This is a genomic window from Rhodanobacter sp. FW106-PBR-R2A-1-15 (assembly GCF_058789735.1).
Map to the genome: position 1 here is coordinate 14074 of NZ_JBYTEM010000006.1, position 25869 is coordinate 39942.

Consider the following 25869-nt stretch of genomic DNA (forward strand, 5'->3'; position numbering starts at 1 on the left):
ATAGTCCACGGCCTATAGGCACAAACGGGGGCAGGTTGAGCTGGCCCGACTTTGACGGACACCTTTGAACGGGGACAATCCCCCGGGAGGTGTCAGATGGTCAATCGGCAACGATTTACGGCGGAGTTCAAGCGCGAGGCGGTGCGCCTTCTCGATGCGGGCGAGCGCCCGGCCTCGGAGGTGGCGATCGACTTGGGCATACGCCGCAACCAGCTCTATAAGTGGAAGGCCGAGCGGATGCGCTCAGGAGAGATGTCGTTCCCCGGCTCCGGGCGCAAGGCCGATCAGGACTCCGAGATCGTGCGTCTCAAGCGCGAGCTGGCGCGCGTAACGGAGGAGCGGGACATTTTAAAAAAAGCGGCGGCGTACTTCGCGAAGGAGCTGCCATGAAGTACGAGTTCATGCGCCGCCACGCAGATCAGTTCTCGCTGGCAGGCATGTGCCGCACCCTGTCGGCCGGGCGCAGCGGCTACTACGCCTGGTGCCACCGTCAGCCTAGTGCGCGTCAGCGCGACGATCTGGCCTTGGCCGCCCACGTCCGGCGCGTCCATGTTACATCGCGCGAAGCCTATGGCGCACGCAAGGTGCACAAACGGGGTCAGGTTCACTTTCCCGAACCCGCCTCGCTTTGAATTGTTTCCCTGCGCCGTTTCCGCCAGCCTAATCATTCTGCTTTTGTTGCCCCCGGTGGATAGACGCCGGCGAGTCGCGCGATGAGGATGGCGACGACGAATAGCGATTCGGCGATCTGCTCTACCGTACAGATGCCGCCCACCTGCCAGAAAAGGTGTCTGTCAAACCCGGGCGTCAGGGGCAGTTTTGGCTTCGAAGTGCCACACGCGACTCCTCCAGTGTCGACCGAAGAGGCCCCGCTTGCGGGGCCTCTTCATTTGTGGCGAACGCCACCACCGGGACCATCGCAGATGAATCCCTCGCTCCGGCAGCCGCGTCGCGCACGCCGGGTTCCTCGACGTGCATTCCGGCCCATGCTTCCCCCGTTTCACGCCCGCTAACATGCGGCGGACTTTCCTGCAGCAGGTGGAAGTATGGTGTCGACGTACGCGGGCTCTGCGCAGCCGCATCCGCCGATTGGCGCGTTGCTGCGCGAGTGGCGCACCGCCCGACGCATGAGCCAGCTCGAGCTGGCGCTGGAAGCGGGCATCTCTGCCCGGCACCTGAGCTATGTCTAAACGGGGAAGGCGCGCGCCAGCCGCGACTTGATCGGCCGGCTGGCGGATGTGTTCGCCATGCCGCTGCGCGAGCGCAACACGCTGCTGCTGGCCGCTGGCTACGCGCCGCAGTATCAGGAGAACGCACTGGCGGCGCCGGCGCTGGAGCGGATGCGGCAGGCGATCGAGTTGATCATCGCGCACCAGGAGCCTTACCCCGCCTTCGTCATCGACCGGCAATGGAACGTGCTGATGGCCAACGGGGCGGCGACGCGGGTCAATCGCCTGCTGATGGACGGTCGCGAGAGCCGGCATGCCAACCTGCTACACCAGGTGTTCGATCCGGACGACTTCCGTTCGGTGATCGTCAACTGGCCGGAGGTGGCGGAAAAGTTCATTCGCCACGTCCATGAGCAGCTCGCTGCCGCCGTGCCAAGCGATCGCACGCTGCAGGATCTGCTGGTCGACGTGCTGGCCTATCGCGACGTACCCGCGCACTGGCGCTTCCGCGATCTGCAGGGCATGCCGGCGCCTGTGCTCACGCTGGTATTCCGCAGCCGGCTGGGCGAGCTGCGTTTCTTCGAGACCATCACGACGTTCTCGATGCCGCGCGACGTGACGCTGGACGAACTGCGCATCGAATGCACGTTTCCTGCCGACGATCACACCGCAGCGGTCTGTGCCGGGCTGGCGGCATCGGCCTGATGCGGGCATGACCTGACAGGTGATTGAGTGCGCCGGTGGACTGAGTGGTCGGCCCGCGGGCATCCGGGACGTAAGGCGGCGGACGTCGGGAACCATGATGGGCTCGGATCCGCTTTCCAGCCCGTCCTGCGTTTCGGGCTGTTTGCCCACGCCATTCCCTGCCGGCCCGATCATTCCGTCGTGTTGCCCCCCGGCGGACAGACACCGCCAAGCCGCGCGATGAGGATGGCGACGAACGGCGATCCGGTGTCCGCCCGACGGTAGCGATGCCACGTGCCTGGCGGCTGGGCGGGGCACGGTCGTCGAATCCCGGTGAGCCTGCCAGGATGCGCCCGCTTGACCGAACCCAACCCGGTGCGACGTGGTTTCCACTTGATCGCGGTCAACATCGCCTCGGCGGGCGTGCACATACTGCAGCGGTCGGTATGGAAGGCACGGACATGGGCAGACTGGAAAGCCGGGGCAGCCGGCGGCGCATGGGGCATCGGGGTGCCTGCGCGGCTCGGCGGGTGGGGAAGGGCGCGTTGGGGGTGTAAAGGTGAAGAACATGTGCTCCTTCTGCGCCGGGCAGGCGATGGCACGACGGCGTGCCGCCGATGACCTCGGCGGCGTCCCCCTGTCATCCCCCTGCGGCCTCGCTGGCACGGCCGGTTTGGCACGTTGGCGCGCTTCCCGAAAGGCGGCGCGGCCGATGCGCATGAGCAGGGCGTCGGGTTGCATGGTTGGCTGCATGCCGATCAGCCCGGTTCGCCCCGGTTTCATCCGGGCGGGGATGGCTGAAGGTTACGTCGCCGCAGGGGCGGCGATCCGCTGCCACGCCGACGCGAGGTCAACGCCGCGCATCCGCCGGCCCTTTGGCGGGCCGGGCGGCCTTGCCATTGACGAATCAGAACCCGTGACCGGCCGCGAACCGGCCACGGGTGATGACGGTACCCGCCACCGGGGGTAATCCACTCGAGGAGTCAGCCATGTTCAAGCACATCCTTCTTCCCATCGACGGTTCGGAGCTTTCGTTGCGCGCGGTCAAGCTCGGTCTCGAACTGGCGCAAACGTGCAAGGCAAAGGTCTATGCGCTGCATGTGGTGCCGCCATTCCACACCATCGCCTATATGGCCGAGATGGTGACAGCCACCGAGGCCAGCTACTCGCGGGACGCCGTTGCGCGTGCCGAACGTTATCTGGCCGAGGTGCAGCAGTTGGCCAAGGCGGCCGGCATCGAATGCGGCAGCAGCTATCTCTTCAACGACCATCCGCATGAGGCGATCGTACAGACCGCACGGACCCAGCATTGCGACCTGGTGGTCATGGCATCGCATGGCTGGCGCGGCATGACCCGCTTGCTGCTCGGAAGCGAGACGCACAAGACGCTGCTGGAAAGCGAGGTTCCGGTACTGGTGTGCCGTTGAGCGCCGGGTGCCGGCGAACCGCGGATTGAAGGGAGGCGGCCGGTTCCGGCGAGGGTCGACCGGTCGCCACCCGGGCCGCGCCGGGGCAGGCCTCATTTCCTTTGCATCACCAACATCCCCGCCGCCATCGCGGCGGTGGCCAGCCAGCCGAACCGTTTCAGCGGCCACGGCGTGGTGAATCCACCCATGACCTTGCGCTGCGAGCCCATCGGCATCACGTGGCCAGGCCGTTGATCACGGTGCTCCCGTACCGCGCCTGCGGGAACGCCTGGAAAATGCCGGTCAGCAGGTACACGACGGCCGCGCCGAACGGCTTGTCGGGCGTCATCACCTTGGAACGTGTAGGGCATCGGGTTGCCGGTTGCGCTGACATCCAGCGCGCTGGCAAACCAGCGGCATGACCAGCACCTGCGGGCCGCCGGCCTCCAGGGTCGCCATGCTATGTTCCCGAAAGACATGGCCGACTGCATCGAGGCAGCAGCTCCGCTCGCGGCAGGCTGCCTGAGCGCATTCGATCGTTGGATACCTGCCTCTCATCGCGGCGCTAGGCACCACCGATCAGCGAGGAGACCGCACAAGTGAGAACACTCGGATTGATTGGCGGCATGAGCTGGGAGTCCACCGTCTCCTACTACCGGGAGATCAACGAGGGGGTCAAACAGCAGCTCGGCGGGTTGCACTCGGCCAGGCTGCTGCTCTTCAGCGTGGACTTCCACGAGATCGAGCAATTGCAGCACGCCGGCGAGTGGGAGAAGGCTGGCGAGGTCCTGGCGCAAGCCGCATCTGCACTGGAGCGGGCGGGAGCCGAAGGCCTGGTGATCTGCACCAACACCATGCACAAGGTGGCGGCACAGGTGCAGTCGGCCGTCTCGATTCCCTTGCTGCATATCGCCGATCCCACGGCCGCAGCGATCAAGGCCGCCGGGTTGACCCGCATCGGCCTGCTGGGAACCCGCTTCACCATGGAGCAGGACTTCTATCGGAAGCGCCTGGAGAGCCATGGGCTCGAGGTACTCATTCCCGGCGAGGAGGATCGCGCCGTGGTGCACGCAGTGATCTACGACGAACTTTGCCTGGGCATCGTGCGCGAAGAGTCGCGCAAGAAATACCTGGGCATCATCGACCGCCTGGTCGGCAACGGCGCACAGGCGATCATCCTCGGGTGTACCGAGATCTCCCTGCTGATTCGGCCGACCGACACCCGCGTGCCGCTGTTCGACACCACGGCGATCCACGCGGCGGATGCCGTGCGCTGGTCGCTCGAAGGCGGGCCGATCTAGCCGGCTGCGGTTTGTCGCAACCGGAGTCATCTGGCCGGTTTCGGGAAGGCCTGGCCCATCGGCTTCCTGCTCGTCATTACTTCCACCGGAAGTACAGAAAGCCCATGAACCCCATGCCATGGGCTTTTTTGTTGCGTGATTTTTTTCGCCGCGTTGCCGATCGCCTTCGATGAGCTGGCATGCATGCGATCTTCTCCGCATCACGCGCGCGCCAATGCAGCCTTCCAGCACTGCTTCAGAACGGAGTGCGTTGCCGTTATGGCCGTCCAATTGAACCATTCCACCATTGCAAGTTCTTGCAGGGCTTTTTCGATGCAAGGGGTCGGAGTAGTTTCCGTGAAGGGGAATTTCAACGGCCATCCGGAGGGGAGACAAAATGCATAACCATGCAGGGCTCAACGTGGTGCTCTTGCGCGCCGTGCGCGCGGCGCTTGCCGCAGCAGCGCTGGTGGCGTGCGCGGCGCAGGCGCAGGATCCGGGGGCGTCGGACAGCGGGCAGGCCGCGGCCAGCCAGGCGACCACGACGCAGGGGCGCAACAACGCGGCAAAGGCCAAGTCGACCACTACCCTGCAGGAAGTCGTGGTGACCGGCACGCATCGCGCCGGCTTGTCGCCGACTGCATCCCTTTCGCCGATCGACGCGTTCAGCGGCAGCCAGATCGCGAACCAGCCATCGGCGGATCTCACCGACACGCTGACCAACATCGTGCCGTCGCTGACCACCCAGCGCTTTCCGATCGCCGACGGCACGGCGTTCGTGCGGCCGGTGTCGCTGCGCAACCTGTCGCCCGACCAGACCCTGGTGCTGGTCGACGGCGTGCGCTTCCACCGTTCGGCGCTGGTCAACCTGCAGATCGACCCGCTCGGCACCTTCAACCAGGGCGCGCAGGCGGTCGACTTCTCGGTGTTCCCGTCCAACGCGGTCGAGCGCGTGGAGGTGCTGCGCGACGGCGCCTCAGTGCTGTACGGGTCGGACGCGATCGCCGGCGTGGTCAACGTGATCCTGAAGAAGGCGCCCGAGGGCGTGACGCTCAGCGCGGAGCTGGGCAAGTACGGCAAGGGCGACGGCGAGCTGCGGCGCTACGACGCCGATGCGGGGTTCCGGCTCGGCACCGACGGCTTCGTGCACGTGAGCGCCGAGCGCGAAACCACCGACCCCACTTCGCGCGGCGTGCCGCAGGCGCGCGCGGCGGCGGTGGCGGCGGTGGTGGGCGCTAACTTGGTGCCGTACAACGGCCTGGGTCAGCGCTGGGGCGACCCCGAGACGAAGACGAACAAGCTGTTCGTCAACGCCGGTCTGCCGCTGACCAGCGACATCCAGCTGTACGGCTACGGCAACTTCATGGACAAGAAGGTGCTGTCCAGCTTCTTCTACCGCACCCCGGTGCTGGCGCCGCAGTACGGCATCGCCGGCCGCTCCACCCTGGTCAGCTACGCCAACGGCAGCTTGACGCCGGCCAACGCGCCGCAGTCGCTGGTGGACAACATCGTGGCCGGTGGCGGCAACCCGGCGAACTACCTGACGGCCAACGCCGCCAGCCCAAGCGGCTGGATGCTGCTCAATCCGATCTACACGCAGTTCCCCGGCGGCTACAGCCCGCTGTTCGGCGCCGACATCGCCGATCACCAAGTGGTCGGCGGCGTGCGTGGCGGCGCCCAGGGCAACCTGCAGTGGGACGTGCATTACCGCAACGGCAGCAATGAGGTCGACTACCGCCTGCAGGGTTCGATCAACCCGAGCCTGGGCAACCTGTCGCCCACCACCTTTCGTCCCGGCAAGCTGACCCAGCGCGAGCAGGGCGCCGGCGCGGATTTCGTCCGTTCGTTCGACGACTCGCCGCTCACGCTAGCCTTCGGCGCGCAGTGGCGCCAGGAAACCTACATTATCCATCGGGGCGACGCCGGCTCGACCGAGGTGGGGCCGACCGCCTCGGTGTTCGGCGTGGGCTCGGATGCCTTCCAGGGCTTTCCGGCCAATGCGGCAGGGCGCTTCACGCAGAACAGCGACTCGGCCTACTTCGACGCCGAAACGAACCTCACCGACAAGTGGTCGGGCGCGGCGGCAGTGCGCTACGAGCATGCGAACGGCTACGGCTCCAAGGTGGTGTATAAACTTTCCAGCCGCTACGCGTTCACCGACACGTTCGCGCTGCGCGGCACGTTCAACACCGGCTTCCGCACGCCGACCCCCGGCCAGGCGAACACGCTCAACGTCACCACCACGGCGACCGCCCAGGGCGGCCTGGTTCCCAGCGGCACCTATCCGGTGAACAACCCGGTGGCGCGCGCGCTGGGTTCGACGCCGCTGCGGACCGAAACGTCGAAGAGCCTGTCTGTCGGCGCGGTGTGGACGCCGACCGACAGCGTCACGACCTCCCTGGACTACTACCGGATCAAGATCCGCGACCGCATCGGCCTGGTCAGCAAGAGCGTGACCCAGTCCACCGTCGACCAGCTCGCTGCCGGCGGCTACCCGAACGCGCAGCTGCTGCTCGGCAGCGACGCCAGCTATTTCGGCAATGCGTTCGGATCCGACATCCATGGCATCGACTTCGTGCTCGACACGCGGCACCAGCTTGGCAACGGCAAGCTCAACATCGACTTCCGCTACAACCGCAACACGCAGGACGTGGTCAAGGTGAAGCCGAACACGCTCAACAACGACTTCGTGTACGACCTCGAGCACCAGGTGCCGAAGAGCCGCGCGGTGCTGAGCTTCGACTACGGCCTGAGCCAGTTCGACTTTATCGCGCGGATCAACCGCTACGGCGGCTGGAGCACCACGGTGGGCCTGTTCGGCAGCAACAACCCGCCGGACGACGTGAGCCACTACAGCGGCAAGACGCTGGTGGACCTGGAGGCGCGCTACAAGTTCAACGACACCTTCTCGGTGGCCGTCGGCGGCAACAATGTCTTCGACACCTACCCCGGCAAGGAGCAGAACGCCACGCTGCAATTCCTCGGCGTCAGGTACGCGCTCACCTCGCCGTTCGGCTTCAACGGCGCCTTCTGGTACGCGCGAGTGACGGCCAGCTTCTGACCGTCGTCGCCTTGCAGCACCGTCTCCCCGGGCGGGTCCGGGGAGACGGTCCATGCGCCGGACCGCTGCGGTATTTGGCGCAGCCTCGGGCTTACCCGTCGATCCCTGCGATCGCTCCGCTTCCGCGCATCGCTGCGCCAGCTCCGCGAATGCCGCCTGGTAGGCGTAATTCAGCCCATCGAGCAGCAGTCCGGCGAATCCGGCGAACTCCCTGGGGCTGGCGGATAGATGGTCCAGGCGCGGGCAGCGCTTGCGCAGGTAGCCACCCACGCTGCCACCTTCGAGCAGCGTCTGGGGGATGCCGTCGCATTTGCGCAGCAGGCGCATGGCGTAGTCCTGGCAGGCCACGTCCGCATCGTGGCGAAAGCGGCTCAGCCAGGCATGCTGTGCGGGATCCTTGCTGTCCGGAAACCGGCTCGCCACGAACCAGGCTTCCTGCAGACATTCGATATCGTTGTACAAGGGGCTGAGGGCGAACACCAACTCGGTCGCCACGCGCTCCCTGCCGAGGGCGTGTTCGATGCGGCGGCGGTAGAGGCCCGCCACGCGGATCAGTGACTGGCGCGCTGGGGTTTTCCATTCGGCGATCCGCTGGTACTCGGGCAGATGACGCTCTTCGTCGAAGGCTTCCACGCGATTCAGGTGGCTCGGTATGTCATGCCGGTCCAGCGTGCCGGAGAAGGCCAGGCGCATGCGCCGTTTGTTCTCCTGTTCCGCGGCCTCCCAGTCCCGTGCGATCGCGGGCGAATCCTGGCGCAGTTCGTCGACGCAAGCCTGCCAGGACAACGGCGCCTGTGCATCCGGCAATGCCAGTTGCAGCGGAAGCCAGGGGAGGCTGCGCCATTGCCGTCCACTCCATCGGCGCAGGTCGTCCACGGCGGTGGTGCGCTGCGAATGGATGTCGGTCACGGTCTGGCTGTCGCAGAGTTCGGCGGTCTGGTAGTCGACCCCCAGTTGTCGGTAGTACGCACGGGTGGCGTTTTCGCAGTGCTCGGCGAAGCGCTCGAACAGGATGGCTGCGGGTCGGTCGTCGTGGAACAGGCCGGCCGCCTGCAGGTCCTGCGCGCTGCGGATGCGTTCCAGGTCGGCCGGGTGGGTATCCCAGGAACGCGTGGTGCCGTAGCCGAGGCTGCGTTTCAGTCTTGCCCAGGTTTGCGGGTCGAACGTGGCGACGTGGGCGGCGGCGGCTTGCGGAATGTTCGGCAGCAGCTTGTGCTCGCGCCAGGTGCGGGCGTTCTGTTCGTCGATCTCGCTGAAGGCCTGGCTCAGCGCGCGCAGGCGCAGTGCGGTTTCGCGGAAGTTCTCGCTGCCGGCAAGCATCACCTCGTAGCGGTCGGCGTCGAATTCCATCTGCCGCGACAGCGAGCGCCACAGGCGGAAGCTCAGCAGAAACAGCCCGTGCAACAGCAGGCGCGAGGCCCTGATGCCGAGCTGGGTGATGAAGACCACGATCCGGATCACGGTGTCGCCGCTTTCCTCGGCCCAGCGCTGCAGGCGTTCATCCCAGGGACCGGGCTGGTGCGCACGCACGTCCAGCCATGCATTGACGTGATTGACCAGGAAGCTGCAGCGCATGCCGAAGCGCTGGGCGAAATGGCCAAACTCGTGGGCCAGCACGCCGAGGAACTGCTGGCTGGTCAGCCCTGCCACCAGCGGCAGGCCGATGGTCAGTACCTTGCGGCCGCTGAAGAATCTGGGCCAGCCACCTTCGAAGTGCACGCTGGCATTGACCTGGTTGGACATTTTCAGCGCCACCGGCGGGCGGATGCCGATGGCGCCGGTGAGTGCCTGGACGGCTTCGGTCAAGCGCGGCTCGTCGGCCGGGTCGAGTGTCAGGGAACGGTCCCTGCCGCTGTCTCCAGACAGGATGGGGCGAGCCAGCAACAGCAGCAGGATGCCGCCACTCACGCCGGGTACGCCATAGACGAGGAGCAGCGGCCAGATACCGTGCACCCGTCGGCCGATGAGCAGGTGAGCGTGGCCGAGATACCAGTACAAGGCATATCCCAGCCCGGTCACCAGAGCCAGGTAGAGCAGCGGCATGAGCACGCAGCAAATCGTCACCACGCTCAGATGCATACGGTAGAGCGGGCTCGGCCGACGCCTGGAGAATCCTTGGGCGAGGCATGGTCGCAGGCTTTCGAGCGGGTCGCCGGGTTTGGCGGGAGCAGCCTCCGGGGCCGCTTGCGCCTCCTTGCTGGCGGCCAACCCCGCCCGGGTCAGCGCCTGGTGCCAGCGCTCCGCCTCCTGCGCATCCAGCCCGGCCTTGACCACGCGTTTCGCCGGCGGAAGCAACGCCCGCACCTGGGCGGGGCCGAGTCCCATCTGCTGCTTGAGCGCCTCGGCAATGCTTTCAGTGGTATGGCCGGGCACGGGGTGTCCGGAGAGTTTCACCCGATATTGCGCCATGGCAGTCCTTTGCGTGATTTCTTTCGATGCCCCGGATAATCACAAAACTGCCCGGCATCGGCAATGCGCCGGCCCGCGCTCGGCAGGGAGCGGCTACACGCGGTAGTAGTCGCGATACCAGCTCACGAAGTTGGCGATGCCGGTGTCTATCGACACCTGCGGCGCGTAGCCAACCGCGCGGATCAGTTCCGACACGTCCGCCTCGGTGTCGGGAACGTCGCCGGCCTGCATGGGCAGCATCTCCATCTGCGCCTTGCGTCCCAGGCACTGCTCCAGCACCGCGATGTAGCGCATCAGCTCCACCGTTTCCGCGTTGCCGATGTTGTACAGGCGGTACGGCGCAACCCCGCTGCTGGCCGGGTCGGGAGCGTTGCCGTTCCAGTGGCTGTTCCTGGCCGGCAGTGTGTCCAGCGTGCGGATCACGCCTTCGACGATGTCGTCCACGTAGGTGAAGCTGCGCTTGTGCCGGCCATGGTTGAACACCTTGATCGGTTCCCCGGCCAGGATCGCCCTGGTGAACAGGAACAGCGCCATGTCCGGGCGTCCCCACGGTCCGTAGACCGTGAAGAAGCGCAGGCCCGTGCACGGCAGGCCGTACAGGTGCGCATAGCTGTGCGCCATCTGCTCGTTGGCCTTCTTGGTGGCGGCGTAGAGGGTCAGCGGATGTTCGGTGGGCTGATGCTCCGAGAACGGCATGGCGGTGTCGGCGCCATACACCGAACTGGTGGAGGCGAACACCAGGTGCTCCACCCCGTGCCGACGGCAACCTTCCAGCACGTGCAGAAAACCGGTGACGTTGCTGGCCACGTACGCGTGCGGGTTCTCGGCCGCATAGCGCACGCCAGCCTGCGCCGCGAGGTTGATCATGCGCTGCGGCTTGTGCGCGGCGAAGGCATTTTCCACCGCCGCGCGGTCGGCAAGATCAGCATGCACGTGCGCATAGCCGGGGTGCGCGATGAAGCGTGCCAGTCGCGCCTTCTTCAGGTTGACGTCGTAGTAGTCGTTGAGGTTGTCGAGGCCGATGACTTCGTCGCCACGTTCGAGCAATTGCAAGGCGACGTGCGAGCCGATGAAGCCGGCGGTGCCGGTGACCAGTACTTTCATGGCATGAAGTCCCGTTCAGAGGCGGCCGTCGACCGCTTCGCGCGGCAGCAGGCATTTCACGTCGTACAGCACTGAGGCGGCCTTGCCGAACGCGCGGATGCCGGCCGGGCCCATGCCGACGAATTGCTGGTGGCCAACCGCGATGATCACGGCGTCGTAACTACCGGTTTGTGGTTGGGTCAGGGGCGTGATGGCGTACTCATGCTCCGCTTCGGCGGCGTTGATCCACGGGTCGTGGACATCGACCTGGGCGTTGTAGCCGCGCAGCGCCAGCACGATGTCGACCACCCGGGTATTGCGCAGGTCCGGGCAATTCTCCTTGAACGCCAGGCCAAGGATCAGCACGCGCGCGTGCACCGGATTGATGCCCTTGCACACCATCAGTTTGATCACTTCGCCGGCGATGTACGGACCCATGCCGTCGTTGGTGCGGCGGCCGGCGAGGATCACGTCGGAATGGTGGCCCACCTCCTGCGCCTTGTGGGTGAGGTAATACGGGTCCACGCTGATGCAATGGCCGCCGACCAGACCCGGACGGAACGGCAGGAAGTTCCACTTGGTGCCCGCCGCCTGCAGCACCTCCAGGGTGTCGATGCCGAGCTTGTTGAACAGCATGGCCAAGTCGTTGACCAGCGCGATGTTCAGGTCGCGCTGGGTGTTTTCGATCACCTTGGCCGCTTCGGCCACCTTCAGCGAACTGGCCTGGTACGTACCGGCGGTGATCACCGAGCCGTACAGGCGATCGACGAAATCGGCCGTCTCAGGCGTGGAGCCCGAGGTGACCTTGCGAATGCTGGTGACGCGATGCTGCTTGTCGCCGGGGTTGATGCGTTCGGGGCTGTAGCCGGCGAAGAAATCGCGGTTGTAGACCAGGCCCGAGCCTTTCTCCAGGATCGGCACGCACACCTCTTCCGTGCAGCCGGGATACACGGTTGATTCGTACACCACCACGTCGCCGGGCTTGAGCACCTTGGCCAGGGTTTCGCTGGCCTTGATCAGCGGTGTCAGGTCCGGGCGCTTGGCGAGGTCGATCGGCGTGGGCACGGTGACGATGTAGGTGTTGCGGTCGCGCAGATCATCCAGCTCGGCAGTGAAGCGCAGCTGCCTGGCTGCGGCCAGTTCCGCCGCATCGACTTCCAGCGTCTTGTCGTGGCCGGAAGCCAGCTCGTCGATGCGGACCTGGTTGATGTCGAAGCCGACGGTGTCGTAGTGCTTGCCGAATTCCACGGCGAGCGGCAGGCCGACATAACCCAAGCCCACGATGGCGAGCTTGGTGTTCTGGATGTTCCGCATACGGTCACCTCGGATGCTTGGGTGGGACGCGGCGCTGATGCGCGCGTCGATCCGGCAGTTGCAGCCACGACCGAGCACGCTTGTGGATCAGCGTTCAGGTAAGGTGCCAGCGACCGCGGAATCGTGGAGGCACACGTTGCACGCAAACGGACCGCAGCCATTGGAACACGGCGGCTGCGTGCCGGGCGACGGAGATCCCAACGTTTGGTCCGCTGGCAATCCTGCATTCACGCACCGTCATGGCCACTCGCAGAAGGTCTGCGTACGTGGCGCGACGGAGGTTCACGCTGCGCTGGCACTGACATGGCGCCGACTATGCCAAGGTGGACTGTGCATGAATCGTGCACGCCGGCGTCCGCGAACCGGTGAGGAGCCACGAATGGGATGAGGGCAGGAGCCCAGCGGGCCGGGTGGCGTCGCCAGGGCGGCGATCCGTACGGTCAGGCGTCGAAGCGCGCGGCGTCAGCGCAGCACGTTCAGCTGGAACATCAGCCAGCCGGCGATTGCGCTCAGCGCCAGACAAAAGGTAAGCCAGAACCCTCTGGAGTTTTTCCCCCCACATCCGCGGCTTGTTCTCGTCGTTTTCCATGGTCTTGAGCATTCGTGGCAAGGCAGGCGGTTCTATGGATGGGGCTGGGAAAGCCAGTATCGTGCCAAGCGAAGGATAATGCGCATATTGCCGACCGTGCCCGCCCGGGCAATGTCCAGCCGCCGGGCCTGGTTGAGCCGGCCGGTATGGGTGTCGTTGCTCGCCTGCATGTCGCGCGTAAGCTTCAGCTGCTGCTGGGGGCAGGTTGTTCACCCGCTTGTCGATCCCGGCCTTCTGCCCTTCCAACTGGCCGATCTGCTGGATCAGCGCCTTGTAGGCCGGGTGTTCGGGAGTGACCTGGCGCTGCATGTCCGCCTGTTGCAGGCGCAACTTCTGGATGTTGGCCTCGATCGCCACTTCCTGGTCCAGCAGACTCTGGGTCTGCATGCTGATGTCGACCGGATGCGTCCGGATCTGGCAGGGGTTGAGCGCCGCTGTGGCCCGCTCCAGGTCGCAGCGCATGTTGGGCAACTGCTCGCGAACGAACTTCGGGCTGTTCGCCGCTTCCGCCGAATTGCGGCCCACGTCCTGGCGCACGTAGTGTTCGCCCACCTGCCTGAGCACATCGGCTGCAAGATATGCTCACACGGAACCTGACACATCGGGGCGTTCGACCCCTGGCGTGAAAATTCGGAAATCACAGATAGGGTTCCCAGCTACTGATGCCCTGCGTGATTATCTGGTGAACATGCTCGAATACTTTCCGTTGTTGGCGATAAGGGTCGGGAATATCTTTACCGTGCAGCCATTTGTTGAACAGATAAACCTTGCCGTGGACCTCGGGTGCAAGCCGTACCATTGCCGCCACATGGCCTTTTTCCATGCCCAGCACCAAATCGGCGCCGCGCAGAGTGGAGGGTGTCAGCTGGTGCGCGCGGTGCATGCTGCCGTCGATACCGTTCTCGGCAAGCAATTGCAGGGCCGTCGCGTCCATGGGACTGCCGACGAGCGCGCCGAGCCCGGCACTGGCGAACTCGATGTCGCGCCCTGCCATGCGCTGTCGAAACAGGTACTCGGCCACGGGGCTGCGGCAGATATTGCCCGTGCAGACGATCAGTATCCGTTTGAACACAGTGCCGACTTGCTCCCGGAGCCAGGCCAGCCGACGTCGGTTAGAACGCAAGAAAATGGCGGGCGGGTTCTTCCTGTCCCGTTTTACCGAAGGCCTGCGCCGGAAGCGCCGAAAACCGCTGTCTGACGCGGGCCAAGGTAATGGGGTCGATAGTCAGGCAAAGAAGCCTGTTGTCTGCTTTTGATTATCCAATGCCTGCAGTCGTGAAAAAGTTCGTCTAGTTGCCCTTGGGATATTGGTAACTGCCAGCGGCAGGGACCGTAACGCGGCTTTGGATCATTGTACGTACGAATTGCCTGACAGTGAATATTGACCAAACGGGCATTCAATCTGCGCAAGTAATGAAAATGTGAATGCAAATGTGAATTCAATTTTCACGCCAGTTTGTCCTGATCGTGAAGTCGAGCGCACGAAGGTGGAGCGAGTTTGTTTCCGCTGCCGAGGTGGGAACTACGTGCGGCGAAGTCGTCCGGGAGCTGCCGCGCGCTTGGCGGCCCGTTTGGGGAACTCCTGCGCCCGTCGCCCCTGATGCCCCGATGGCTCGCCGCGGCGGGACACATCCGGCAGTGGGCGCCGCGTCGTGAGGTGGCCATGCCGTCTTCGCCGTCCATGAAGGAGTCCCTCATGAACCACAGCGTCCTCGTCACCGGCGGCGCCGGATACATCGGCAGCCATGTCGTGCAGCAGCTGGTCGCACGTGGCGAACCCGTGGTCGTCGTGGACAACCTGAGCACCGGATTCCGCGATGCGGTGCGGGGCGCCGAACTGGTGGTTGGCAATGTCGGCGACCGCGCGCTGCTCGCGCGCGTGCTGGCCGGGCATCGCGTCGATGCGGTGCTGCATTTCGCCGCGCATACGGTGGTGCCCGAATCGCTGAGCGATCCGCTCAAGTACTACGGCAACAACACCTGCAACACGCAAAGCCTGCTCGCCTGCTGCGCGGAAGCCGGCGTGGGGCACTTCATCTTTTCCTCCACCGCCGCGGTCTATGGCGTCACCGAAAGCGGCATGGCCGACGAGGACACGCCGACCCGGCCGATCAATCCCTACGGCATGTCCAAGCTGATGTCCGAGACCATGCTGCGCGACATCTGCGCCACCGGGTGCATGCACCACGCCACGCTGCGCTACTTCAACGTGGCCGGCTGCGATCCGCAGGGCCGCATCGGGCATTCGACGCTGCATTCGACGCTGCTGATCAAGGTGGCCTGCGAGCATGCGGTAGGCAAGCGCGCCAGCGTGTCGATCTTCGGCAGCGACTACGACACGCCGGACGGCACCGGTATCCGCGACTACATCCACGTCGAGGATCTGGCCGCAGCCCACCTGCGGGCACTCGACCACCTGCGCGATGGTGGCGAGTCATTGACCCTCAACTGCGGCTACGGCCACGGCTACAGCGTGCGCGAGGTCATCGACGCCGTGCAACGCGTCGGCGGCCACCCGTTGGCGGTGATCGAGCAGCCGCGTCGTGCCGGCGACACGCCGATGCTGGTGGCGCGCAGCGACCGCCTCAAGCAGCGGCTCGACTGGCGGCCGCAGTACGACGACCTGGATTTCATCGTGCGCACGGCGCTGCTGTGGGAGCAGAAGCTCGCGCGGCAGCCGGTGACGCTGGCCTCCGGAGTGTGAATCCCGGCGCAGCCTCTCGCTGCGCGCCTGCTCCACGGTGATTGACCTGCCCAGCGGGCGATGCTTTTGAAAGGCATCGCCCGCCAGCGGGCTCCTACGACCCGGCAGTTACTCGACCGTCACGGATTTCGCCAGGTTGCGCGGCTGGTCGACGTCGGTGCCGCGCAGCACGGCGACGTGGTAGGCGAGCAGCTGCAGCGGGATGGTGAACACGGCCGGGGCGATGAAGTTGCCGCCGGAGGCCACGCGCAGCATGCGGCCGGTGCCGGCCATGTCGTCCATGCCGGCGGCGCCGTCGGCGAACACGATCAGCTGGCCGCCGCGGGCGCGCACTTCCTGCAGGTTGGATTTCAGCTTGTCCAGCAGCGGGCCGTTCGGTGCCACCGCGATCACCGGCATGTGCTCGTCGACCAGCGCCAGCGGGCCATGCTTGAGCTCGCCGGCGGCATAGGCCTCGGCGTGGATGTAGGAGATCTCCTTGAGCTTCAGCGCGCCTTCCATTGCCACCGGGTACTGCACGCCGCGGCCGAGGAACAGCGCGTGCTGGCGGTGGATGAACTCGCCGGCCAGGACGATGATCGCCGGCTCCATCTGCAGCGTTTCCTCGATCGCCCGCGGCAGGTGCTGCAGCTCGGCGCACAGCGCGGCGTAGCGGTCGGCATCGAGGCCGTGGCGGCGGGCCAGCTCCAGCGTCAGCAGGGCGAGGCCGGCCAGCTGGGTGGTAAAGGCCTTGGTCGAGGCCACGCCGATCTCGGGGCCGGCGCGGGTCATCAGCTTGAGGTCGGCCTCGCGCACCGCCGAGGATTCGGGCACGTTGCAGATCGCCAGCGTGCCGAGGTAGCCACGCCGGCGCGATTCGCGCATCGCCGCCAGGGTGTCGGCGGTTTCACCGGACTGCGAGATCGCCACGAACAGCGTGCCCTCCGGCACCACCGTCTCGCGGTAGCGGTATTCGCTGGCCACCTCGACGCTGACCGGCAGCCGCGCGTATTCCTCGATCCAGTACTTGGCGACCAGGCCGGCGTGGTAGCTGGTGCCGCAGGCGACGATGTGCAGGCCGCGGGTGGCTTGCAGCAGCGCGTCGCTGTCGATGCCGAAGATGTTCGGCAGCACGCCGTGCGGGCCCAGCCGCGCCTCCAGCGTGTTGGCCACCGCCTGCGGCTGCTCGAAGATCTCCTTCTGCATGTAGTGGCGGTACTCGCCGCGCTCCACCGCGTCGGTGGACAGCTCGCTCTCGTGCACCGCGCGCTCCACCGGCGCGCCGTCCAGGCCGAACACCTGCACGCTGTCGCGGGTGATCTCCACCACGTCGCCCTCGTCCAGGTAGAGCATCTTGTGGGTGACCTGGACCAGCGCCTGCGCGTCGGAGCCGAGGAAGTTCTCGCCGATGCCCACGCCGACCAAGAGCGGCGCGCCGCGGCGGGCGCCGACCACGCGGCCGGGCTCGTCGCGGCTGAGCACGGCGATGGCGTAGGCGCCTTCCAGCTCGCGCACGGTGGCCAGCACCGCCTCGCGCAGGCTCAGGCCCTGGTCGAGGTGGCGGTCGATCAGCGCGGCCATCACCTCGGTGTCGGTGTCGGAGGTGAACACATGGCCGGCGGCCTCCAGCTCGGCGCGCAGGCGGGCGTGGTTCTCGATGATGCCGTTGTGCACGATCGACACCCGCCCGGCGATGTGCGGGTGCGCGTTGGCCTCGTTCGGCACGCCGTGGGTGGCCCAGCGGGTGTGCGCGATGCCGGTGCCGCCGGGCAGCGGGTCGGCCAGGTACAGCGCCTCCATCTCGCGTACCTTGCCCTTGGCGCGCACGCGATGGATCGCGCCGCCGTCCAGCACGGCCACGCCGGAGGAGTCGTAGCCGCGGTATTCGAGCGCCTTCAGGCCGGCAATCAGCAGCGGAGCGACGTCACGCTGGGCCACGGCAGCAACAATTCCGCACATCGGGGCAGTTTCCTTGGGTGGGACAGAACCATGGCTTCGCCACGGGCGGGCGGTTGCGCGTGGCCGACATAAACGCAGGCTTTCGCGGGCCGCTCGACCCAATGACCGTTGTGTCGCCGAATGGTTCGGCCCAGCCGTTCCGTGAAGCCGCTGCGGGTAGCGGGACTGCATGCCGCCTTGCGCCGGGCCGTAGCGGCATGGATGCACACACTTCCGGTTGTGCTTCCCGGCCCGGCTGGTGCAGGTCGGCACGCATTTGGCCGTCCATCGCCGGCAGCCGTGATACTGCCGCCGATATGTACAAGTAGTGATCGACTGCTCTGGCGGAGTCTAGTTTCCCCAGGTGGCGAACATCACCGCCACGGCCGCTGCCATTGCCGCCGTGGCCAGCCAGCCGAACAGTTTCAGCGGCCACGGCATGGTGAATTCGCCCATGACCTTGTTGCTGGAGCCCATCAGCATCATCGCGACCATCAGCGGCACGGCGGCGACGCCGTTGACCACCGCACTCCAGTACAGCGCCTTGATCGGGTCGAGCGGGGTGAGGTTGAGCGCGATGCCGAGCAGGGCGGAGCCGATCAGCACGCCGTAGAAGAACCTGGCCTCGTGCGGCTTGTGTTCGAGCCCGCTGCGCTGGCCGAAGGCGCCGGCGGCGGCGTAGGCGGTGGCGCCGGCGAGCACCGGCACGGCGAGCAGGCCGGTGCCGATGATGCCGGCGGCGAACAGCGCGAACGCCAGCTCGCCGGCCAGCGGACGCAGCGCTTCGGCGGCCTGGGCCGAGGACTGGATGTCGGTCTTGCCGTGCGCGTGCAGCACTACGGCGGCGGTGAGGATGATGAAGAACGCGATCAGGTTGGAGAAGATCATCCCCACCGTGGTGTCGATGCCGATCCGGCGCAGCGCGCTTGGCGCCTGTTGCGGCGCGTCCTGCAGTGGCTTGCGCTGTTTGCTCGTTTCGATCTCCTCCACTTCCTCGGAGGCCTGCCAGCAGAACAGATAAGGGCTGATGGTGGTGCCGAGCAGGGCGACCAGACCCACGGCGTAGGCGGCGTCCCAGCGGATCGGCGGCAGCACGATGCTCCTCAGCACGGCGCGCCAGGGCACGTCGATCACCAGCACGGTGGCCACGTAGGCGAACAGGCTCAGGGTGAGCACTTTCAGGATCGGCGCGTAGCGGGTGAACGGAATGAACACCTGCAGCAGCAGCGACAGCACGGCGAACAGCGCGGCGTAGAGCAGGGCCGGGCCGCCGATCAGCAGCTGCAGCGCCGCGCCCATGGCGCCGATGTCGGCCGCCAGGTTGATCACGTTGGCGACGAAGATCAGCACCAGCAGCGCATACACCAGCTTGCGCGGGTAGTGCAGGCGCATGCCGTCCACCAGGCCGTGGCCGGTGACGCGGCCGATGCCGGCGCTGATCGCCTGGATCGCGATCATCAGCGGCATGGTCAGGAACACGCACCACAGCATGCCGTAGCCGAACGCCGCGCCGACCTGCGAGTAGGTGGCGATGCCGCTGGGGTCGTCGTCGGCCGCGCCGGTGATCAGGCCGGCGCCGAGGTCTTTCCAGGGCGGGGCTTCCGGACCGCCGTCTTCGGTGTTTTCGCGTACGGCCATGCTGCTGGTTCCGCTGTGTGGTCCCGCCCGGCGCCGCGCAAGGGTACCCGCCCGGATGATGGAACAGTCGAATCCTGGGTGTGACGAGGTGTCGCAGCGAAATTCACAAGCCGCAGTGTACATAGTGCACCGAACCGGATTCTTTGCATGTGCGGGGTTGCCTGACCATGACTACCGATGCCTTTGCCCATCCGCCGCTCGACTCCGACCAGCTGTACGGCATCGACGCCTGGTGGCGCGCCGCGAACTACCTTTCGGTCGGGCAGATCTACCTGCGCGCCAATCCGCTGCTGAAGGAGCCGCTGGCGCTGGCACACATCAAGCACATGTTGCTTGGGCACTGGGGCACCACGCCGGGGCAGAACTTCATCTATGCGCACCTGAACCGGGCGATCCGGCAGTACGACCTGGACATGTTCTACATCTCCGGCCCCGGCCACGGCGGCCCCGCGGTGGTGGCGAACGCATACCTGGACGGCACCTACAGCGAGGTGTACCCGGACATCAGCCAGGACGAGGCGGGGCTGCAGCGCTTGTTCAAGCAGTTTTCCTTTCCGGGCGGGATACCCAGCCACGCCTCGCCGGAATGCCCCGGTTCGCTGCACGAGGGCGGCGAACTCGGCTACTCGCTGAGCCATGCGTTCGGCGCGGTGTTCGACAACCCCGGGCTGATCGCGGCCTGCGTGGTCGGCGACGGCGAGGCGGAAACCGGGCCGCTGGCTACCGCCTGGCATTCGAACAAGTTCCTCGACCCGGTGGGCGACGGCGCGGTGCTGCCGATCCTGCATCTGAACGGCTACAAGATCGCCAACCCCGCGGTGCTGGCGCGGATCGGCCGCGACGAGCTGGAGCCATTGCTGCGCGGCTACGGCTGGACGCCGTTTTTCGTGTCGGGCAGCGAACCGGCGGCGATGCACCAGGCGATGGCGGCGGCGCTGGACGCGGTGGTGGCGCAGATCCGGCAGATCCAGCGCGATGCGCGCAAACACGGCGTCACCGCGCGGCCGCGCTGGCCGATGATCGTGCTCGACTCGCCCAAGGGCTGGACCGGGCCGAAGCTGGTGGACGGCAAGCCGAACGAGGGCACCTTCCGCTCGCACCAGGTGCCGCTGTCGGTCTCCGCCAGCAGCCCGCCGGAGCACCTGCGGCAGCTCGAGGCATGGCTGCGCAGCTACCGGCCGGAGGAGCTGTTCGACGCACACGGCCGGCTGCGGCCGGAAATCGCCGCGCTGGCGCCGGAGGGCATGCGCCGGATGAGCGCGAACCCGCACACCAACGGCGGCCTGCTGCTGCGCGACCTGCGCCTGCCGGACTTCCGCGACTACGCGCTCGCGGTGCCGCAGCCCGGCGTGCGCGGCAGCGGCGACACCCGCGCGCTGGGGCCGTTCCTGCGCGACGTGATCCGCCTGAACGAGTCGTCGCGCAACTTCCGCGTGTTCGGCCCGGACGAGACGGTATCGAACGGCCTCAATGCGGTGTTCGAGGCCACCAACCGCCAGTGGGAGGCCCCGCTGAAGCCGAACGACGAGTTCCTCGCCACGCAGGGGCGGGTGGTGGAGATGCTCAGCGAGCACCAGTGCGAAGGCTGGCTGGAAGGCTACCTGCTGACCGGGCGGCATGGCTTGTTCAACTGCTACGAGGCGTTCATCCACATCGTCGATTCGATGTTCAACCAGCACGCCAAGTGGCTGAAGATGACCGCGGCGATCCCGTGGCGGCGCCCGCTGGCCTCGCTGAACTACCTGCTGGCCTCGCACGTGTGGCGGCAGGACCACAACGGCTTCACCCACCAGGATCCGGGTTTCATCGACCACGTGGTCAACAAGAAGGCCAGCATCGTGCGGGTGTACCTGCCGCCGGACGCGAACTGCCTGCTGTCGGTGATGGACCACTGCCTGCGCAGCCGGCATTACGTCAACGTGGTGATCGCCGGCAAGCACCCGGCGCCGCAATGGCTGGCGATGGACGCGGCGCAGCGTCACTGCAGCCTGGGCATCGGCGTCTGGCCGTGGGCCAGCAGCGACCAGCACGGCGAGCCGGACGCGGTGATGGCCTGCGCCGGCGACGTGCCCACGCTGGAGACGCTGGCGGCGGTGACGATCCTGCGGCGCTACCTGCCGGAGCTGAAGCTGCGCGTGGTCAACGTGGTCGACCTGATGAAGCTGCAGTCGCCCAGCGAGCACCCGCACGGCCTGGGCGACGACGATTTCGACCAGCTGTTCACCCGCGACAAGCCGGTGATCTTCGCCTACCACGGCTACCCGAGCCTGATCCACCGGCTCACCTACCGGCGTACCAACCACGACAACCTGCACGTGCACGGCTACCAGGAGGAGGGCACCATCACCACCGCGTTCGACATGACCGTGCTGAACGCGCTGGACCGCTTCCACCTGGTGATCGACGTGATCGACCGCGTGCCGCAGGCGGGCGAGCGGGGCATCTACCTCAAGCAGAAGCTGCTGGACAAGCTGCTCGAGCACAAGCAGTACATCGACGACAACGGCGAGGATTTGCCGGAGATCCGCAACTGGGTATGGGGCGCGCAGGACGCCGGCGTGCTCTCGTAAGAGCCCGCTGGCGGGCGATGCTGTTGTTTGGGATCTTCATCCGGAGCATCAGGGCGACAGCATCGCCCGCCAGCGGGCTCCTACAAAAACAGGCAGAAAATTCGAGTCGAAGTGCCGTTCAGCAGCGCACGAGCGCCGCGGTGGCCGTCGCGGCCACCCATTCCTCGTTGGCGGCTTCCACCACCACCTTGACCCGGCTGGCGGCGCTGGAGATGACCGGCGCGTGGGCGGCATTCGCGGCCGGGTCGATCACCACGCCGAGGAAGCCCAGGCCGGCGCAGACGCGCTCGCGGATCACCGCTAGGTGCTCGCCGATGCCGGCGGTGAAGGCCAGCATGTCCATCCCGTCCAGCGTGGCCGCCAGCGCGCCCACCTGGCGCACGATGCTGTGCACGTACAACGCCAGCGCTTCGCGCACCGGCGTTTCGCCTTCGCGCGGCAGCAACTCGCGCGGGTCGGAGGACACCCCGGAAACGCCGAGCAGGCCCGACTCGTGGTACAGCATGCGGCCCACCCGTTCGAGCGACAGCTTGCCGATCTCCATCAGGTAGATCACCGCGCCGGGGTCCAGCGCGCCGCAGCGCGTGCCCATCATCAGCCCGTCCAGCGCCGAGAAACCCATGGTGGTGGCGACGCTTTGCAGGTTGCGCATGGCGCACAGGCTGGCGCCGCTGCCCAGGTGCGCCACGATGGTGCGGCCGCGCGCGGCGTCGCCGTAGCGCTCGCCCAGCACCTGCGCCTGGTACGCGTAGGACAGGCCGTGGAAACCGTAGCGGCGCAGGCCCTGGTCCCACGCCGAGCGCGGCAGCGGCAGCATCTTCTCCACCGTCGGCATGCTCTGGTGGAAGGCGGTGTCGAAGCAGGCCACCTGCGGCAGCTGCGGCAGTTCGGTCAGCAGCGCGTCGATCGCCTCCAGCGCGAACGGCTGGTGCAGCGGCGCCAGCGGGATATAGCTTTTCAGGTCGGCCAGCACCGCGGCATCGACCTGCACCGGCTCGAAGTACTTGCTGCCACCGTGCACCACGCGGTGCGCGATCGCCACGATGCGGCGGCCGTGCAGCCGCGCCACGATGCGCTGGCGCAGGTAGGTCAGCGCGGCATGGTAGGGGTGCTCGCAGTCCAGCGTCAGCGTCTCGGCTGCGGCGCCGCTTTCGCTGAACACCGGGGTATTGCCGGTGATGCCCTCGACCTTGCCGCCCCATGTCGGCACGCGCGCCAGCGGCGTCGCGTCCGCGTCGAACAGCGCGAACTTGATGCTGGACGAACCGCAGTTCAGTACCAGGATGAGTGAGCCTGCACTGCTGTCGTTCATGGCGGGCTGAGCCGGTAACGGTGGGCCACCAGCGCGGCGAGCGCACACGAGGCGATGCGTGATTCGCGCGAATCGGCGCGGCTGGTCAGCACGATCGGCACGCGCGCACCCATCACCACTGCCGCGCTGCTCGCGCCGCCCAGGTATTCCAGTTGCTTGGCCAGCATGTTGCCGCTTTCCAGGTCGGGTACCAGCAGGATGTCGGCCAGGCCGGCCACGTTCGATTCGATGCCCTTGATCCGCGCGGCCGCGGCGGAGATCGCGTTGTCGAACGCCAGCGGCCCGTCCAGCACCGCGCCGGTGATCTGGCCGCGGTCGGCCATCTTGCACAGCGCGGCGGCGTCGAGCGTGGTCTGCATGCGCGGGTTGACCGTCTCCACCGCGGCAAGGATCGCCACCCGCGGCGTGGTCACGCCGAGGATGTGCGCCAGCTCGATCGCGTTGCGCACGATGTCGGCCTTCTCCTCCAGCGTGGGCGCGATGTTGACCGCGCCGTCGGTGATGATGAACGGGCGCGGATACGCCGGGCTGTGCATCAGGTAGCAGTGCGAGATGCGCCGCGCCGTGCGCAGGCCGGTCGCGGAAGCCACCACGGCGGCCATCAGCTCGTCGGTGTGCAGGCTGCCCTTCATCAGCGCGTCGACGCGACCGCCGGCGGCCAGCTCGACTGCGCGCGCAGCGGCGGCGTGGCTGTGCGGCACGTCCTCGATGGCGATGCCGGCAAGATCGAGCCCGGCCTGGCGCGCCACCTTCGCGAGTTTCGCCTGCGGCGCCACCAGCACTGGTTCGATCAAGCCGGCCGCGCGCGCGTCCAGTGCGGCGCCGAGGCTGGTTTCGTCGCAGGGATGCACCACCGCGACGCGGATCGCACCCAGTGCCAGCGCGCGGGCCACCAGCGGGCGGCCGTCGCCGTCGGGCAGCCGCACTGCCGGCAGGCGGGTGGCAGCGTATTCGATGTGCTCGGCGGGCGCGAGCACCTCCACCGTGCCGTCGATCGCCAGCACGCCATGCTGGTTGACGCCGCGGCAGGCGAAGCGGATCTGCCGGGTGGCGGCATCCCGCGCGATCGCCTGCACCTGCACCGCCAGCGTGTCGCCGATGTGCAGCGGCGCATGGAAACGCAGCGCCTGTTCCAGGCAGGTGGTGCCGGCGCCCGGCAGGCGCGTGCCCAGCGCGGTGGCAATCAGCGCCACGCCCCACATGCCGTGGCCGATCATGTCGTGGAAAGCGGGCGAGGCGGCGCATGCCGGATCCAGCCGCTGCGGATCGCCGTCGCCGTACAGGGTCGCCAGCAGCTGCACGTCGGCGGCGGTCAGCACGCGCTCGACCGTCGCGCTGTCGCCGAGGGCGATCTCGTCGAAGGTGCGGTTGCGGATCAGCGGCGCGGCAGTGTCGGGCGTGGTCTCGTCCATGCTTCGGTTCCGGTCGGTGTCGGCGGGTCCGGCGGCGCCGGTGCGGACAGCGTAGCGCCGTCGGCTCCGGCGCGTCGAAGCGGCATTCAGCCGCGCACGTCGGGAACCTCGACCGGGCCGGCGCCGGCGCTGCGTTTCAGCAGCCACGCCAGCACCGGCGGCGTCACCATCGCGGTGAGCAGCGACATCGCCACGATGATCGCGTAGATGCGGTTGTCGAACACGCCGGCGGCGAGGCCCAGCGTGGCGACCACGATGCCGACTTCGCCGCGCGGCACCATGCCGAAGCCGATGATGGTGGCGCTGCGCGTGCCCAGCGTGAGCGAGCCGAGCCAGCCGCCGACCAACTTGGAGACGATGGCGATTGCGGTGACCACGGCCAGCATCCACAACGCCTCGGCACTGGCCAGCTCGTGCAGGTCGACCTTGCTGCCGGTGACCACGAAGAAGAATGGGGTGAGCAGGGCCAGCAGCGGCTGGGTCTGCTTTTCCAGGGTGTGCTGCTGGCGGGTTTCCGAGGCGATCATGCCGGCCAGAAACGCGCCGATGATCGCGGCCAGGCCGAAGCGGGTGGACAGCCAGGCCAGGCCCAGGCACAGCGCCAGCACGATCATCAGCGGCGAATGCGGGCCGAGCGGCTTGTCCAGCCAGGCGGAGTTCCAGCGCATCACCCGCGCGCCGCCCCAGCCGATCACCGCGATGAAGCCGACCGCGCCGGCCAGCACCACCAGCAGATGCGCGGCGTCGATGCTGCCGCCGCCCTGCAGCGACACCACCACGCCGAGCAGCAGCATGGCCAGGACATCGTCGATCACCGCCGCGCCGAGGATCACCTTGCTCTCGATGCGCTGCAGCGCGTTCAGCTCCTGCAGCACGCGCGCGGTGATGCCGGCCGAGGTGGCCACGAACGCGGCCGCGACGAACAGCGAGCGGTCCCAGTCGAGGCCGTTGCCGTGCGCCCACACGCTGCCCATGCCGAACGGCACCAGCACGCCGACCACGCCGACCGTAAACGCCACCTTGCCGACCTTCTTCAGGTCCTCCAGCCGCGTTTCCAGGCCCACCGCGAACAGCAGCAGGATCACGCCGAGCTCGGCCAGCACGTCGAGCGGGGTGCCGGTGGCGATCTGTTCGGGCGTGATCCAGCCCAGCAGCGAGGGGCCGATCGCGCAGCCGGCGGCGATCTCGCCGACCACGCCGGGCAGCTTCAGCCGCTGCGCGATCTCGCCACCGACCTGGGCGGCGACGAACACGACGAACAGGGTGAACAGGATCTCGCTGGCGTGGTGCATGCGGCGCGTGCCTGGGCCTTCGACAAAGA

At 67.1% G+C, this 25869-nt stretch carries 20 protein-coding genes and 1 pseudogene; 10 read left to right on the plus strand and 11 right to left on the minus strand.

Annotation, left to right across the window (positions count from 1 at the left end; all coding sequences use genetic code 11):
• Positions 1-96 precede the first annotated feature (96 nt).
• The 6 genes from AC3WTD_RS05010 to AC3WTD_RS05035 all read left to right on the plus strand — a co-directional run bounded on the left by AC3WTD_RS05010 (position 97) and on the right by AC3WTD_RS05035 (position 4560).
• A complete protein-coding gene (locus tag AC3WTD_RS05010) occupies positions 97-390 on the plus strand; it encodes a transposase (RefSeq protein ID WP_492613092.1) in 294 nt (97 codons plus the stop codon).
• Positions 387-632: a hypothetical protein gene (locus AC3WTD_RS05015; RefSeq protein WP_492613093.1), complete on the plus strand. Its 246-nt coding sequence runs from the start codon at positions 387-389 to the stop codon at positions 630-632. Before AC3WTD_RS05010 ends, AC3WTD_RS05015 begins: the two co-directional genes overlap by 4 nt.
• Before the next feature lie 417 nt (positions 633-1049).
• Positions 1050-1190, plus strand: a complete 141-nt coding sequence (locus tag AC3WTD_RS05020; protein WP_492613094.1) for a helix-turn-helix domain-containing protein — start codon at positions 1050-1052, stop codon at positions 1188-1190.
• Positions 1191-1247: 57 nt separating this feature from the next.
• A complete protein-coding gene (locus AC3WTD_RS05025) occupies positions 1248-1874 on the plus strand; it encodes an MmyB family transcriptional regulator (RefSeq protein ID WP_492613095.1) in 627 nt (208 codons plus the stop codon).
• 968 nt (positions 1875-2842) lie between these two features.
• Positions 2843-3280, plus strand: coding sequence for a universal stress protein (locus AC3WTD_RS05030; RefSeq protein WP_027492736.1), 438 nt, complete (start codon positions 2843-2845; stop codon positions 3278-3280).
• Positions 3281-3858: 578 nt separating this feature from the next.
• The gene (locus AC3WTD_RS05035) at positions 3859-4560 is read left to right on the plus strand and encodes an aspartate/glutamate racemase family protein (protein WP_027492737.1); all 702 of its coding nucleotides are present in this window, start codon (positions 3859-3861) and stop codon (positions 4558-4560) included.
• 26 nt (positions 4561-4586) lie between these two features.
• Here AC3WTD_RS05035 and AC3WTD_RS05040 read toward each other — a convergent pair whose 3' ends face one another.
• Entirely contained in the window at positions 4587-4745 is a 159-nt protein-coding gene (locus AC3WTD_RS05040; protein WP_492613096.1) for a hypothetical protein, read from the minus strand.
• 191 nt (positions 4746-4936) lie between these two features.
• Between AC3WTD_RS05040 and AC3WTD_RS05045 the strand changes: the two genes are divergently transcribed.
• Together AC3WTD_RS05045 and AC3WTD_RS05050 are read left to right on the plus strand one after the other, a co-directional pair.
• On the plus strand, positions 4937-7600 hold the full coding sequence (locus tag AC3WTD_RS05045; protein ID WP_492613097.1) for a TonB-dependent receptor plug domain-containing protein: 2664 nt from the start codon (positions 4937-4939) through the stop codon (positions 7598-7600).
• A 228-nt stretch (positions 7601-7828) separates the two neighbouring features.
• Positions 7829-8158 (plus strand): hypothetical protein, encoded by a 330-nt coding sequence (locus tag AC3WTD_RS05050; protein ID WP_027492739.1) that lies wholly within the window; start codon positions 7829-7831, stop codon positions 8156-8158.
• 558 nt (positions 8159-8716) lie between these two features.
• Here the strand turns inward: AC3WTD_RS05050 and AC3WTD_RS05055 are convergent.
• The 5 genes and pseudogenes from AC3WTD_RS05055 to AC3WTD_RS05075 all read right to left on the minus strand — a co-directional run.
• Positions 8717-10009 (minus strand): annotated as a pseudogene (locus tag AC3WTD_RS05055) (M48 family metallopeptidase); the annotation flags it as partial.
• Positions 10010-10102: 93 nt separating this feature from the next.
• Positions 10103-11113 (minus strand): NAD-dependent epimerase, encoded by a 1011-nt coding sequence (locus AC3WTD_RS05060; protein ID WP_492613098.1) that lies wholly within the window; start codon positions 11111-11113, stop codon positions 10103-10105.
• 15 nt (positions 11114-11128) lie between these two features.
• A complete protein-coding gene (gene tviB, locus AC3WTD_RS05065) occupies positions 11129-12406 on the minus strand; it encodes a Vi polysaccharide biosynthesis UDP-N-acetylglucosamine C-6 dehydrogenase TviB (RefSeq protein ID WP_492613099.1) in 1278 nt (425 codons plus the stop codon).
• Between the two features lie 313 nt (positions 12407-12719).
• Complete coding sequence (locus tag AC3WTD_RS05070) at positions 12720-13547, minus strand: hypothetical protein (RefSeq protein WP_492613100.1); 828 nt, start codon at positions 13545-13547, stop codon at positions 12720-12722.
• Between the two features lie 85 nt (positions 13548-13632).
• Positions 13633-14067, minus strand: coding sequence for a low molecular weight protein-tyrosine-phosphatase (locus AC3WTD_RS05075; protein ID WP_492613101.1), 435 nt, complete (start codon positions 14065-14067; stop codon positions 13633-13635).
• 624 nt (positions 14068-14691) lie between these two features.
• Here AC3WTD_RS05075 and galE point away from each other — a divergent pair.
• Positions 14692-15699: a UDP-glucose 4-epimerase GalE gene (gene galE / locus AC3WTD_RS05080; RefSeq protein WP_492613102.1), complete on the plus strand. Its 1008-nt coding sequence runs from the start codon at positions 14692-14694 to the stop codon at positions 15697-15699.
• 108 nt (positions 15700-15807) lie between these two features.
• Here galE and glmS read toward each other — a convergent pair whose 3' ends face one another.
• The gene (glmS, locus tag AC3WTD_RS05085) at positions 15808-17637 is read right to left on the minus strand and encodes a glutamine--fructose-6-phosphate transaminase (isomerizing) (RefSeq protein ID WP_492613103.1); all 1830 of its coding nucleotides are present in this window, start codon (positions 17635-17637) and stop codon (positions 15808-15810) included.
• 330 nt (positions 17638-17967) lie between these two features.
• Positions 17968-19254: an NRAMP family divalent metal transporter gene (locus AC3WTD_RS05090; RefSeq protein WP_492613104.1), complete on the minus strand. Its 1287-nt coding sequence runs from the start codon at positions 19252-19254 to the stop codon at positions 17968-17970.
• Positions 19255-19421: 167 nt separating this feature from the next.
• Here AC3WTD_RS05090 and AC3WTD_RS05095 point away from each other — a divergent pair, with 167 nt between their 5' ends.
• Entirely contained in the window at positions 19422-21824 is a 2403-nt protein-coding gene (locus AC3WTD_RS05095; protein WP_492613105.1) for a phosphoketolase family protein, read from the plus strand.
• A 118-nt stretch (positions 21825-21942) separates the two neighbouring features.
• Here the strand turns inward: AC3WTD_RS05095 and AC3WTD_RS05100 are convergent, their stop codons facing one another.
• The 3 genes from AC3WTD_RS05100 to AC3WTD_RS05110 form a co-directional block, all read right to left on the minus strand.
• Positions 21943-23136 (minus strand): acetate/propionate family kinase, encoded by a 1194-nt coding sequence (locus tag AC3WTD_RS05100; RefSeq protein WP_492613106.1) that lies wholly within the window; start codon positions 23134-23136, stop codon positions 21943-21945.
• Positions 23133-24548 (minus strand): bifunctional enoyl-CoA hydratase/phosphate acetyltransferase, encoded by a 1416-nt coding sequence (locus AC3WTD_RS05105; RefSeq protein ID WP_492613107.1) that lies wholly within the window; start codon positions 24546-24548, stop codon positions 23133-23135. The genes AC3WTD_RS05100 and AC3WTD_RS05105 overlap by 4 nt, the downstream gene beginning before the upstream one ends.
• Positions 24549-24634: 86 nt before the next feature.
• A complete protein-coding gene (locus tag AC3WTD_RS05110; RefSeq protein ID WP_027492452.1) occupies positions 24635-25840 on the minus strand; it encodes a cation:proton antiporter in 1206 nt (401 codons plus the stop codon).
• Between the last annotated feature and the right edge of the window lie 29 nt (positions 25841-25869).

Coding starts and splice junctions, on each gene's coding strand:
- AC3WTD_RS05010 (WP_492613092.1), top strand. CDS start 97: ATGGTCAATCGGCAACGATTTACGGCGGAGTTCAAGCGCGAGGCGGTG.
- AC3WTD_RS05015 (WP_492613093.1), top strand. CDS start 387: ATGAAGTACGAGTTCATGCGCCGCCACGCAGATCAGTTCTCGCTGGCA.
- AC3WTD_RS05025 (WP_492613095.1), top strand. CDS start 1,248: ATGCCGCTGCGCGAGCGCAACACGCTGCTGCTGGCCGCTGGCTACGCG.
- AC3WTD_RS05030 (WP_027492736.1), top strand. CDS start 2,843: ATGTTCAAGCACATCCTTCTTCCCATCGACGGTTCGGAGCTTTCGTTG.
- AC3WTD_RS05040 (WP_492613096.1), bottom strand. CDS start 4,745: ATGCATGCCAGCTCATCGAAGGCGATCGGCAACGCGGCGAAAAAAATC.
- AC3WTD_RS05045 (WP_492613097.1), top strand. CDS start 4,937: ATGCATAACCATGCAGGGCTCAACGTGGTGCTCTTGCGCGCCGTGCGC.
- AC3WTD_RS05050 (WP_027492739.1), top strand. CDS start 7,829: ATGGTCCAGGCGCGGGCAGCGCTTGCGCAGGTAGCCACCCACGCTGCC.
- AC3WTD_RS05060 (WP_492613098.1), bottom strand. CDS start 11,113: ATGAAAGTACTGGTCACCGGCACCGCCGGCTTCATCGGCTCGCACGTC.
- tviB (WP_492613099.1), bottom strand. CDS start 12,406: ATGCGGAACATCCAGAACACCAAGCTCGCCATCGTGGGCTTGGGTTAT.
- galE (WP_492613102.1), top strand. CDS start 14,692: ATGAACCACAGCGTCCTCGTCACCGGCGGCGCCGGATACATCGGCAGC.
- glmS (WP_492613103.1), bottom strand. CDS start 17,637: ATGTGCGGAATTGTTGCTGCCGTGGCCCAGCGTGACGTCGCTCCGCTG.
- AC3WTD_RS05090 (WP_492613104.1), bottom strand. CDS start 19,254: ATGGCCGTACGCGAAAACACCGAAGACGGCGGTCCGGAAGCCCCGCCC.
- AC3WTD_RS05095 (WP_492613105.1), top strand. CDS start 19,422: ATGACTACCGATGCCTTTGCCCATCCGCCGCTCGACTCCGACCAGCTG.
- AC3WTD_RS05100 (WP_492613106.1), bottom strand. CDS start 23,136: ATGAACGACAGCAGTGCAGGCTCACTCATCCTGGTACTGAACTGCGGT.
- AC3WTD_RS05105 (WP_492613107.1), bottom strand. CDS start 24,548: ATGGACGAGACCACGCCCGACACTGCCGCGCCGCTGATCCGCAACCGC.
- AC3WTD_RS05110 (WP_027492452.1), bottom strand. CDS start 25,840: ATGCACCACGCCAGCGAGATCCTGTTCACCCTGTTCGTCGTGTTCGTC.